Annotated in this window: 13 protein-coding genes; 4 read left to right on the top strand and 9 right to left on the bottom strand. The window is 43.1% G+C overall.

Translation table 11 applies throughout. The annotated features are described in order from the left end of the window. Positions 1-56: 56 nt before the first annotated feature. From V1L65_RS02135 to V1L65_RS02160, 6 genes are all read right to left on the bottom strand, one after another. Positions 57-1,163: an SGNH/GDSL hydrolase family protein gene (locus V1L65_RS02135; protein ID WP_331697417.1), complete on the bottom strand. Its 1,107-nt coding sequence runs from the start codon at positions 1,161-1,163 to the stop codon at positions 57-59. Between the two features lie 46 nt (positions 1,164-1,209). After that, entirely contained in the window at positions 1,210-1,974 is a 765-nt protein-coding gene (locus V1L65_RS02140) for a Cof-type HAD-IIB family hydrolase (RefSeq protein WP_331697418.1), read from the bottom strand. Then, positions 1,971-2,807: a carbohydrate ABC transporter permease gene (locus V1L65_RS02145; protein WP_331697419.1), complete on the bottom strand. Its 837-nt coding sequence runs from the start codon at positions 2,805-2,807 to the stop codon at positions 1,971-1,973. The genes V1L65_RS02140 and V1L65_RS02145 overlap by 4 nt, the downstream gene beginning before the upstream one ends. Before the next feature lie 29 nt (positions 2,808-2,836). Then, a complete protein-coding gene (locus V1L65_RS02150) occupies positions 2,837-3,784 on the bottom strand; it encodes a carbohydrate ABC transporter permease (protein ID WP_331697420.1) in 948 nt (315 codons plus the stop codon). 106 nt (positions 3,785-3,890) lie between these two features. Beyond that, positions 3,891-5,366: an ABC transporter substrate-binding protein gene (locus tag V1L65_RS02155; RefSeq protein WP_331697421.1), complete on the bottom strand. Its 1,476-nt coding sequence runs from the start codon at positions 5,364-5,366 to the stop codon at positions 3,891-3,893. A gap of 193 nt (positions 5,367-5,559) precedes the next feature. After that, entirely contained in the window at positions 5,560-6,147 is a 588-nt protein-coding gene (locus tag V1L65_RS02160; RefSeq protein ID WP_331697422.1) for a YdcF family protein, read from the bottom strand. Positions 6,148-6,511: 364 nt separating this feature from the next. On the opposite strand from V1L65_RS02160, the gene V1L65_RS02165 reads away from it, so the two are divergent. Continuing rightward, a complete protein-coding gene (locus V1L65_RS02165; RefSeq protein WP_331697423.1) occupies positions 6,512-7,657 on the top strand; it encodes an ROK family transcriptional regulator in 1,146 nt (381 codons plus the stop codon). 832 nt (positions 7,658-8,489) lie between these two features. Then, the gene (locus V1L65_RS02170; protein ID WP_331697424.1) at positions 8,490-8,792 is read left to right on the top strand and encodes a hypothetical protein; all 303 of its coding nucleotides are present in this window, start codon (positions 8,490-8,492) and stop codon (positions 8,790-8,792) included. Positions 8,793-8,889: 97 nt separating this feature from the next. Here the strand turns inward: V1L65_RS02170 and V1L65_RS02175 are convergent, their stop codons facing one another. The 3 genes from V1L65_RS02175 to V1L65_RS02185 all read right to left on the bottom strand — a co-directional run bounded on the left by V1L65_RS02175 (position 8,890) and on the right by V1L65_RS02185 (position 10,709). Beyond that, complete coding sequence (locus tag V1L65_RS02175; protein ID WP_331697425.1) at positions 8,890-9,204, bottom strand: MGMT family protein; 315 nt, start codon at positions 9,202-9,204, stop codon at positions 8,890-8,892. Between the two features lie 36 nt (positions 9,205-9,240). After that, positions 9,241-10,047, bottom strand: coding sequence for a polysaccharide deacetylase family protein (locus V1L65_RS02180; RefSeq protein ID WP_331697426.1), 807 nt, complete (start codon positions 10,045-10,047; stop codon positions 9,241-9,243). 80 nt (positions 10,048-10,127) lie between these two features. Further along, the gene (locus V1L65_RS02185; protein WP_331697427.1) at positions 10,128-10,709 is read right to left on the bottom strand and encodes an NAD(P)H-dependent oxidoreductase; all 582 of its coding nucleotides are present in this window, start codon (positions 10,707-10,709) and stop codon (positions 10,128-10,130) included. Between the two features lie 133 nt (positions 10,710-10,842). Here V1L65_RS02185 and V1L65_RS02190 point away from each other — a divergent pair, with 133 nt between their 5' ends. Both V1L65_RS02190 and V1L65_RS02195 read left to right on the top strand, forming a co-directional pair. After that, entirely contained in the window at positions 10,843-11,283 is a 441-nt protein-coding gene (locus V1L65_RS02190; protein ID WP_331697428.1) for a MarR family winged helix-turn-helix transcriptional regulator, read from the top strand. An 80-nt stretch (positions 11,284-11,363) separates the two neighbouring features. Then, positions 11,364-12,239, top strand: coding sequence for an aldose epimerase family protein (locus V1L65_RS02195; RefSeq protein WP_331697429.1), 876 nt, complete (start codon positions 11,364-11,366; stop codon positions 12,237-12,239). Positions 12,240-12,370 lie beyond the last annotated feature (131 nt).

A 12,370-nucleotide genomic window follows, 5' to 3' on the forward strand; every position in this document is an offset into this window, starting at 1 on the left:
AGCCCTAAACCGAAAAATGGCAGTCTGAAGGCTGTTTAAATCATCTATTTTATTATTCACAGTCGTAACAATGGCCTAATGACAGGCGCAAGCGACTTTGCCATGTGCAGAAATCCGAGATCAGTTGGATGTACTCCATCAACTGTGCACTCACTTCCGGAATCCTCGCCTAGCAGCTTAGTACCATCAACGAAGTGGATATTATTGTCCCCCTCTGCCTGCCTCTGTTCAACATTCTCGATTTGGACCAGCCTGCGGCTATTATAAAGCTCCCTTTTCCCTTCATAGAACCGGTCTCCGGCATAGCGAATCCTAGAGACAACTAATATAGGTACTTCTGGATGCCGCGCTCTCAAAATACGGATGAATTCAGGCAGCGTACGCGTTATATTTTCCACCTCGCCTGTATTCCCTTCATAATCAAGAATGAAGAGCGCCGGTTCATCGATTTCCGAAATGATATGCGCAAGCTCCGGCTCGCCCTTTCCATTTCCGGAAAAGCCAAGATTCACGAACTCTACCGGAATCATACGGCTGAGAATATTAGAATAAGCCATACCGGGCCGGGATGCGCACCCCCCCTGCGTAACCGAGGTGCCATATATAACAACAGGCTTATTGCTTACATAGGCAGGCGCATCGCTTATGACAGCATCCTTATCTACACCGATCCATACCTCCTCTACCCCTTGGTAGAGCGGAAAGTTTAAGGTGACAGCCACATTTTTTTGCACGTCCCATTGGTATAACTGTGATTCGTATTCAGTTGCCGTTGGCTTAAATATGGCCGTGGAGATAAAGTGCTGCTCTCCTGGCTCTCCAAGATAACAATCAAACCCGCACTGCCCTGTAGATGGCATATGATGCATATTGGCAGGCCCAGCAAGGCGTACCCTTATAACCAATCGCGAGGAATTGGTCCGAAAGCGAATTTGTCCGCCTGCCGTACAATAAGCAAGCGTATCAACCGCTGGCGGCAAGACAGCCCTGGAAGCAAGGGGCAGGCGTCTATAAATCCCATCCTGTGCAAGCCAGTGGAAGCCTGCAATGTGAAAGGGCGCCTCAAGCGGAGAATACCATTTCAACTGTTCGCTATTTTTTGTCTCTGGGTATATAGTTCCGCCCAGTTGATCTAAGTTTATCTCTTTCGATTGAACGGCCATCTATAACCACTCCCCCAGTATATTTATTAACATACGTTTGCTGTGTCTACTCAATTTGAAATACATACTTCCGAATTGCCTGAGCAACGCCATCCTCGTTGTTAGTAGCCGTAATTACGTCCGCTATTGATTTGATATGCTCCTCGCCGTTGCCCATCGCCACACCGAGACCTGCCGCCTTCAGCAGCTTCGCGTCGTTATCGCTGTCTCCTATAGCGAAAACATCTGACATAGACAAGCCCAGCATCTGACAAACCTGGCGCACTCCGCTTTCCTTTGTAATGCCTTTTACTGAAATCTCCATATTGACAGGGGCAGAACGGGTAATCTCAAGCGTCCCCCAGCTGAGCAACTCTTCCTTTATTTCTGCAAGCTTCTGTTGATCATTGCTGCCGATTCCGAATTTCATCCAATCCCGCTCGAACATTTCCGGCGTCCAGTCCTTGGCACCCGTCAGGCTTTCCACACTATAGCCCCAATACCACTCGCCCCTTTCGGCAGCAATGCCCTGAATGCGGCGAATCGTATCCCGAGGGATAAAGACGCGGTTTTTAAGCCTGCCCGGTCCCTCCCAAATCTCTGCACCATTTAGCAGCACCATCGGGGAATCGAGCCCAAGCTCATCCCAGAAACCCTTCGAATTTTGGAAGCCTCTTCCGGTAGAAAATATGACTTTGACTCCGTTATCTACAGCATATTGAATCCATTTTTTAGTCTCATCCGTAATTTGCTCCCGATCTGTCAAGAGAGTCCCGTCCAGATCCAATGCAATCAGCTTATACTTTGCTTTTACCTGCTGCATGACACTCATCCCTTCACCGCTCCCATCGTCGCGCCTTCCATAAGAAGTTTTTGAAATAAAATGTAAATAATGATCGATGGCACCATGGCAATGGTAACGCCGGCAAACAAAGTTACCCAATCCGCAGTGTATTCCATTTGCTTGTTCGCGGAATACATTTGCACCGCAATCGGATATTTCTTTGGATCGCTTAAATAGATGAAAGGTGCCAAGAAATTGTTATAGAAACCTAGGAACTTAAATACTCCAACGGTTACAATTCCCGGCGTGGACAAAGGAACGATAACGCGCCAAAATTTTTGGAATAGAGTAGCGCCATCCATCGTTGCGCTTTCCTCAAGCTCCATAGGCAAAGAGCTCATAAAGCCCCCGAGCAGCATAAGGTAGAACACACTTTCCCCTAGACTGGACAGCAGTATTAATCCGGTTAAGCTATTGGTCAAATCCAGTTCGCGCATAATCACATATTGAGGCACAAGCGCATTGATGCCAGGCAGGAACAGGGACAGCATAATCAAGCCCCAAATCAATTTTCTTCCTTTGAAATTCATTCGAGTAAGCGCATAAGCATTAATCGTCGTGAAGAAAAGACCAAGCATTAGACTTCCGCCGACATAATAAAGGGTATTTAAGAGTGATTGTCCAAAACCGTATTGATTCCAAGCTTTCGTATAATTCTGCCATCTCAATTCTGAAGGTAGAGCCCATATATCTTTAAAAAACTCAGGATTGCTTTTCAGCGATTCATAGATAACCCAAACTAGCGGGAATAAAATGGTCAGCGACCAGGCATAAAGCAGCACACGCCACACAACGTCCATTAGCGTTCGTTTTTCCTTCAAACTTATCCCTCCGAACCTTCATATCGAAACTAATACTCGTAGCCTTTGTTCGGCACAAATTTATCAATTAACAGCTTCGCCGTTACTAATATAACGAACAGAATCATACCGACTGCGGAAGCGTAGCCGTAATTCCGATACTCTTCGCCGAAAGCTAAATTAAACATGTAGAGACCGATAACGTCCGTCGACCCGTATGGCCCTCCATTCGTCATAATAAGGATGATTTCGAAGCCCTTCATCGTGCCGACGACGAGGAACAAAGCGCTGACGCGGATAATCGGTGTCACGAGCGGCATTGTAATTTTAAACAAACGCGTCATATGTCCGGCCCCTTCAAGAATCGCCGCCTCGTACAATGACTTTGGAATGGCCAGCATCGCATTGGCGAAAATAATGACATACAAGCCGACGCCGCCCCACACCCATGCTGGAATAATCGACGCAAGCGCTGTACTTTCATTGCCCAGCCAATAGAAATTACCGATATTAATTCCGACGAATTTTAGAAGCCCATTCAGCAGACCGTACGAGCCATCATAAATAAAAGCCCAGAGGAGAGCGACTACGACCGTAGATAATACATTGGGAAAGAAGAACAATACCTTCAAAAATTTATTTTCTTTATACGTTTTATTTGTAATTAAATAAGCAAGAAGTAAAGAGATGATAATAACAAAGAAGGGCACTGTTATCATAAAAATCAAGTTGTGGGTAAGCGCGCGCCACACATATTTATCTTGAAATGCGGTGATGAAATTAGATAGTCCGACAAACGTTGCATCCGTAAACCCATCCCAATCGAGCAGCGCATAATAAACGGATAAAATGTTCGGAAACAACGTAAAAAGCAAATAGCCGCCAAAGGGAGGTACAATGGCTATGAACAGAAATATCCACTTCTGCGTTTTCGCATTATCTAGACCCATCTTTCGTGCAGGGGTCTGCGGTGTCTTCACAACAGTTGAATTAGACACGAGAGGTCAACTCCTATCTTACTAGACGTTTATAAGTCATTTTCAGTGTGAAGCCTATATTTTAAAATAGAAGAGCGGAGATGAATCCTCCCCGCTCCATCACGTCTTATTTTTTCTTTTCTGCCTCTACAGCTTTTTTCAGCAGCTCTTCAGCTTGCTCCAGAATTGGTTTCGGATCCTGCTTGCCGAGAGCGAATTTCACAATATTCTCATCCATTAATTTTTCTGCTTGAGCAAGATTCGGATCAGAAATACTAACAGACCGGCTTGCTTTATACGTTTGAGCATTATTGTCCGCAATGTACTTTAGAACGGATTGGGCTGAGCTGGAAAGCTTAGCAGACCTTGCAGGATCTTCCGTTAAATCCTTGCGCATTGGCAGGGCGCCTGCTTTTTCGGCAGCAAATTGTTGATTTTCTAGTGTAACCAGCCATGTGATCAATTCCTTGGCCCATTTTTTGTTCAGCTCCGGCTTTGCCGCCCAAATATAATTAAAGTTTGAAGTTCCACTTCGAATCCAAAGCTTCTGATCTGTGCTATCTCTAAAAGGAACAGCCATGTAGCCCCAATCGAAATCCGCAGGCGTTGCTTCCTTCATCTCATTCTCGACATGAGTCCCTGTCGATACCATCGCCGCTTGCCCTTGAATAACCTGCATTTGCGATTGCGTATGGTTGAGTGCAGGAAGTCCTTCTGCAAAATAACCTTGCTGACCGAGCTCATATATGCGCGTCCAGGTTTCAACCGTCTCTGGATTTGTATATTGCGGCAGGCCATAGGTGCTATAATTTTTGATAAATTCGTCGACATGTCCATTGATATCAGCCAGCTCAAAATTTTTGGCTGTTCCGAAAGCCCAGTTATGGTAGCTTGGATGAATGCCCGGGAACGTAATTGGAGCAATGCCGTCCGCTTTAATGTCTGCTAGAAGTGCTTTAAACTCATCCCATGTGTTCGGGTTTTGGTTCCAGCCATGCTCTTCAAATAGCTTTTTGTTGAAAAACAGCCCACCGAAGCTGCTCGCCGTAGTAAACTCATACCTTTTACCATTAATCAACTGCGTTGACTCATACATGCCAGGCATCATAAGATCCTTAACCTTTTTGTCCGGCACGTCTGGAAGAGGGTATTCCCAAATATCATCCATTGGCTCAAGCTTGCCTGCTTCAGCCAGCGATACGATGCCTCCTGCTGGGGCTGTATTGAAAAGATCAAACATATCATTATCATTGGCTGCGGAGATTTTTGTTGAAAGGATCGTCTTCATATCAGCTGAAGCCGTGATGTCTATTTTGACATTTGGATACTTGGCTGTGAACGATTCAACTGCATAATCGAACCACTCGCGGCCATATCCTCCTACAAAAAAGCCTACCTTCAGCGTTACTTTCTCAGTTTTTGACAATCCATTCTCATAAACCTCTACCTCTGCAGATGCAGCAGGCTTATCCGAGCCAGCAGGAGTTGTACTTGGGCTAGGCTCGCTCTTTCCGCTGTTTCCACCGCAAGCAGCCAGCATTGTTAAAGATAATATTGCTGCAACACCCGTGCTCATTATTCGTTTGATTTTTCCATTAACCATTGTTTTGCTTCCCCCTTTAATTAATAAATAAATTGGATTAACTATTTAATCATAACTGTGTTTTGTTAATTGCCAATCAAATCAGGGTAAATAATTTGTAAATAACTACTGGACTTGGCCTTTTAAGCCTCACCCCCCAAAATCGTGTAACCGTTTTCAATTTGATTACTAAATTAGTCGAGCAAGCACCTTTTTATCCATTGTTTTGATCATTGATTGCCCTTCTAATAATCGGCAGCGTTAAACGAAATGCCCGAATTTCCAAAAAGGTTAATTTCAGCTGTAATGCAATTATGCTTCTAATACTTCGATTAGCACAGAAACCGCCTTTTATGCCAAGACGATTCATAATATACTTTGTGCGGCGGATATGGAATAAATTTGTTATAATAATAAAAGATTTCAATTGGTACTGCTCCATTAATTGCTTGCTAAAAATTAAATTCTGAACCGTATTGTAGGACTTATCTTCTTCCAGCACTCTTTTTGCCGGAACGCCCTTCTCAACCAGATACTTCTTCATTAGTTCTGCTTCCGAGCAACGTGAACCAACAGCTCCTCCCGATACAATGATGTATTTGTGCCCATACTGCCGAAATAGCTTGTAAGCCTCATCTAGTCTTTCCTTAAGTAAGGGGTGTATTTGGCCATCTTTGGATACATAGCCGAGTACAATAATCGCATCTGCTTTACCAGGTTTTAATATAACTGCATGCAGCCAGCATATGTAAGTCAGCACCGCTATCGCCGCTATTGCAATTATCCATCCAATCCATATCATGACTTGCTCCTCTAGACGATGATTTGTTATATTTAATCAAATCAGTTTACAAATTAATAATATCTTTTTTTAACACAATGTCAATACAATTCGTTGCATTTTTTTAGTATTTTTGGATTAAGAGTTTTTGCCTTGTCCGAATTATGCTGCATAAAACCGCCATTTATCGTCGTTTTTCAGAGAATTTAAAATGTACATTAATTGACTTAATCCAACTTACAACTTTTATTCGCCTCGTATTAATGCTACACTTGAAGCAAGTATGCGCATAATTTATCAAATGTTTTGAATCTTGATTATTATATAAAACGTTGTCGGAAAGAGGATGCATATCGTGAGTGATTCGGTCAAACAAACTAGCCATATGTTATTAAAATCAATTAATCAGCAGAAGGTTCTTTTTCTTATTTATTCAGAAGGGCCGATCTCTCGCGTAGAGCTTGCAGAAAAAACTGGACTTAGCAGACAAACGGTTACCAATATCGTTAACCGCCTGTTAAAGGAAAAAATAATCGTAGTAGGAGAGCTTATCGATCTGGAAGCAGGAAGCGGAAGAAAGAGAGTCGGCCTTCACATTAACAGCAGCCACTTTTATGCCATCGGTCTTGAGCTGGCCGGCAAATACATTCGTGGAAAGGTGTACAATCTGCGTCAAGAAACAATTGCATCAGCTGAACGGACCATTAACAGATATGGCTCCGTAGATGTCTTGTTAAGACTGCTCCATGAAGTTATCGATGAGCTGCTTACCCAGGTGCCTAACACCTCTAAAGTAAAAGGTATCGGAATCAGTATTCAAGGTCTGGTTGATTCTCTGCACGGCATCGTTCTCCGGACACCCGGCATAGGTTTTCATCGCCTTCCGCTCAGTCAATTGCTTGAAGATAAATATAATATTCCTGTGCACATCGAGAACGACGTCAATCTTCTCTCCGTCAACGAGAATATGAACGGCTGCTTGAAGGAATCCGCTAACAATATCACCATTAAATTTGATTATGGGACAGGCGGAACCATCGTTCACGATAAACAAATTGTAACGGGATCCAACTTTGTCGCAGGGGAATTCGGGCATTACAAAGGGTTCTATGGGGAAGACGCTTATCCTTGCCATTGTGGCAGATCGGGTTGCTTAACGACGCTTGCTTCCAGCAGCGGACTGGGTGTATCGATCAAATGTACGCTGGAAGAGTTTGCTGAAGGCATCAAAACAGGAGATCCCAAATTTCTTAGCTTGTACGAAAAAATTGTCGATGGCATCTCGATCGCTATGGCCAACATTATTACATTCATAAATCCAGACAGCCTGCTTATGACTGGCCGCGTCATTCATACTATCAGTCCCGAAATGTTCGGCGAAATAAAGTCTAGAGTGATGCACCAGCTGCCTGTAACGGTTAATAACGTACAAATGATTTACCTTCATAACAAACCGGATGAATCAAAGCTTGCTGCCGGTTTAGTTATTAAACGCGCCTTCGAAATACCACTGGATACTTTATCTCTTTAATATAATAATTAAACCTACTATAACGGTTCATCTCTGACTCAGAATGAACCGTTTTTTACTTTTTATAAACTATATAGCTTTTAGATGCGTATTTTATTTTTAGTGTGAAAATATGCAATTTTCTTATATAAAGGAACTGTCGATATCGTACCTAATTTCTCCTCACTCCTCGTTATAATTTCTCGGAAATGCAGGGTATAACGGTTGCCACAGAGCCTATTCGTTAAAAAATAAGGTGTTTTAAAATCTAACGGTTGCCATTGCCGCTATTCAATCAATATCTGCTAAAAATACGCCAAAATGCCGAAATATCCGCCAAAACAACCGTTAAAAAATTAAACAGCATAAAATCAGCCCTTTAGCGGCTGTGGCAACCGTTACAAGTTTTTCACCGACATAACCATACTTGGCCTCAACAGCTGCAGTTACTAATTTTTCAGCGCCAATGCGTTGAGGATAACTAGCTTATTACATGACGACCGATGTGTGTCCACTTACAATTAAGGACAATATTCGACCATTTATTTATTTTCATACTTATTTCGATATTTGCATTTATAAACACACCCCTCACTTCACATCGCATGTAAGGACCAGTGTAAGACAGGAGAGCGTAGAATGACGATTGAATTTACGACATAAGTGCTTCGGTCCAAGCCACAGTACACCACCGAGCGCAGTCCCCAGTACGCAGTGCTTCGCTCCATAACAGCGTCGGCCGATCACCGAGTATATCGACTTTAACATGAAATAAATTGAAATTCTGTGCCCTGTTGGCACCAAAATGGCGATAAAGCCTATAAAACGACAAAATAAAAGAGGGAGAGACAGCATGAATGTGGCAAAAGCTCGAAATATTGTACAAAAATGGATAACGGAAAATGTGAGTTTAGCGAAAAATTACAAAGGGGCTTATTTTAGCGGTTCGGTGCTGGATTGGGCTGAGGATATTGAAGTGCCGGATACTTCGGATATTGACGTCATGGTTGTCATTGATACTGAGGAGGAGGCACCGCCGAAGCTTGGCAAGTTTGTTTATAAAGAGGTTTTAATAGAGGTAACATATATGAGCAGCAAACAGCTAGCATCGGTCCAAGCTGTGCTTGGAAATTATCATCTGGCCAGCAGTTTTTGAAAGAACCATGACCTTGCGAGCCGCAGCCGCGAAGCGCTCCAGCTGTTGCCTGCTCTTAAAGCGACGACTAATGCTATTATAGAGTCCAATCGGTTTATTAATTAGAGACGGGCCAATATTGGTACTTAGCCAAATCGATACGGCCTTGATCATCAACACTAATATTCTCCGATGTTAAATATAGTATTTGCTTGAATCTTGATTCATCATCCGTAATGGCAATTTCCCCTTTGGCGTTAACAACTCTATGCCAAGGCAGGCCGTAAGAAGCACTCATGCTGTGCAAAATGCGGACGACCTGCCTTGCGCCTCTGCTGCTGCCGGCCAGAGCGGCGATTTGACCGTAGGTCATGACGCCGCCTTCTGGAATATTCTTAATAATAGCAATTACCTGCTGCGTAAATGGCTTCATATCTTCCCTCCACACAGTTATGCGTTTTTTGGAATCTTATAAATTAACCAGAGCGCCCGCCGGAATAACTACCGATTCTCCTGCAGCACTGATCCAAACGTCTACTGCTGAAGGGTTATGGACTATTTTGCGATTAACTGAAAATCTAAGGCTTTTTAGCGCATTCGTATAAGATACAAGCTCGGACATTGTTGCCATCCAGATGCCTGTGCTTTCTTCCAATACACTGCCTAGCTGATCAACCAGCTCCCAATTGTTATCATTGTCGAATTCAAAGCTATGCCCCCATACAAATAGAAGCTCCATTCTAGAATATCGCGATTTGCTGTCTACAAATTGACGAGCCGCCTCTACCATTCCTTTGTGATGGCAAGTCGGGTGCCAGGTTAACAAGTTTGCTGGCATAACAAACTGACCGTGGCTCTGCACCGTTCTGGCATACTCAATGCCAACAGCAGGCAAGGCAGCTACTACGCTGTCATTATAAGTGCCATAAGGATAGCTCATTCCTCTGACAGGATAACCAACCAAAGCCTCAAGTTCGGCACGATTAGATAAAATCTCTTCAATAACCTGCTCCTGAGGAGACTGCTCCAAAAATGGATGGTTCACCGTATGAGCTGACACCTCATGTCCCAAGTACAATTGCCTTACTTCCTCTGCCGCAATATAGCCTTCTCTGCCCAAAAATCCTGTATTCAAGTGAAAGGTTCCTTTTAAACCGTACTGATTCATTAAATCAACCAAACGCCGGTCCTGTTCTCGCCCGTCATCAAAGCTAAAGCATGCAGCTTTAGTATGCCCATTGGGAAATCGGTCGAATTTTATTTGTATTTTATCCATTTCACACCTCAAATTATCATTAAATGTATAAGAAATTGCAGCTATTCTTTTATTCTACTCGATTGCTCGGATTCCCTTTTTTAGACCTTCTGAAAATACCTGTACACCTTATTAAGCTTTTGATCATGTCTCCCCCTTTTGCTTTCCATGCTGCCGAATTCGAAAAACTTTACCTTTTTTATTCCGACATAGTTGAATAACGCTTTTCTCATTAATACTTTATGTGCATTGTTTAACCACAGCAGGGGATAGTGAGCAGGACCCTTCATAGAGGATACACATACTACCGACTTCCCCTTTAACAATCCTTCAGGCAGCAAGCCGCCTTTATCCCGATATGCAAACCCCGAAGCAAACATTTGATCAATATATCCCATCAGCATAGCAGGAGGGCGTCCCCACCAAATCGGGTATACGAGCACAATTTTATCAGCCCACAGCAATTGTTCACGGTATTTTTGCAAAGCAGGATCATTTTTCATATCCCGCCTGCGCTTGTACTCATTAAAAACAAGAACAGGATTAAAATTTTCCTCATACAAATCAAGTACCTGAATTTCGTCTATGGCAGCATTTTCACGGCTGCCCGCAATAACTTTTTGTAGAAAAGCATAGCTTAAGCTTTGATGATTGGGATGTGTGTAAATAATTAGCATATTCATGGCGATCATCCTTTGCTTATCATTTGATAACAAAAAAAGCACAACCAAATGGTAGCATGCCGCATTTTGGTTGTCAAATGATAATTGTTTATTGATAATTAATTTGCTATTGTTGCACTAAGAGGTGAGTGCGATGAATGATCATGCTTTGTTTTTAAAAATGGTCCACTTCACAACCGCTGTGCATCAGGTCAAGCATGATATTACAAAAGATATTAGGCTGGACGATATTACGCCTGCGCAGTACGGCATTCTTGAATATATCGCTGTAAGTCAGCCTGTTACTCTGAGTCAAATAAGCGACTGTCAGCAAATGTCTATGCCCAATACGAGCCGGGAAATAAAAAAACTGATCGAAAAGCAATTTTGTGAAAAATCTGTCTCCTCCGAGGACCGAAGAAAACAATATATTAAGCTCTCCAGTAAAGGACAAGCTTTAATGAATCAAGTATTTGAGCATATACAAGCCCGTTTCGAGGAACGAATAGGAAATGCGTCGGCAGCCGATCGGCAGCTCATCGAGCAAGCGATTGACTTGCTATACGCCAAAGTGTTCTATTCAGAGACTATCTAGTAAATTATTGATTGCTCGGCTTGATTTAGGTACGATTAGGGCAGCATAAATCTTAGCTATTATAAGGAGGATGAATTTCCATGTTCACATGCTCAACCAGACAAGACCAATTCCAAACTTATGTATTGCAAAATGAATCCGGCCAAACTTATATAGAAGTAGTTCCTGAACGAGGCTGTATTATAAGCAAATATGTACATAATGCCGAGCCTATTTTCTATTTGGAGCAAGAAACGCTGGATGATCCAGCCAAAAATGTGCGCGGCGGCAACCCGATTCTGTTTCCAATCAGCAGCTATTTAGTTGACGAAACTTACTATTACAACGATACGGCTTACCAGCTCAAGCAGCACGGCTTTGCCCGCAACCTGGCAGGCAAGGTTGTTTCTACTCACGCCGATGAAGCTGGCGCTTCCATTACACTTGAGATGACTCATAACGAAGAGACGCTTGCCCGCTATCCTTTCCATTTCACATTAACCATGAAGTATACACTGGATGCCGGCGGATTAACAGTAACGGCAACGGTTGTTAATCAGGATGACAAAACAATGCCGTTCTACCTGGGCTATCATCCTTACTTCTATGCGCCTGACAAAAACAAAATCGAATTGCGCATCCCTTCAACTGCTTATGCTGACCTTGAGCGAAACAGCATGACAAATGATCGATTCAATTTCGACCAAGCCGTATCTAACGTAATCTATGATCAACTGCAATCCAATGCAAGCGAAATGATCGACCATGCCAGAAATTTAAAGGTAACGCTTATCGCTGACGATTACTATCAATATATCGTTCTTTGGGCATTGGAAGGATCACCTTTTGTGTGCATCGAGCCATGGATGGCTCCGGTCAATGGCATGAACGTCAACAAAGGCGTTCAGCTAGTCGAAGCGAAACAAGCACATACATCAACCATTCATATAAAAGTCGAATCGATCCGCCAAGGATAAGCGGCTCTTCGCCGTCCGTTAGAAAGGTACGTTTACCTTATATTAAAACAAAACAGAGCTTTTCATTGTCACAAGCCGGACAAAGAAAAGCTCTGTTTTATATTTCATCGGTGCACGTGCCCGTCCTAAGG

The sequence above is a fragment of the Paenibacillus sp. IITD108 genome (genome assembly GCF_036541265.1).
Lineage (GTDB): Bacteria > Bacillota > Bacilli > Paenibacillales > Paenibacillaceae > Pristimantibacillus.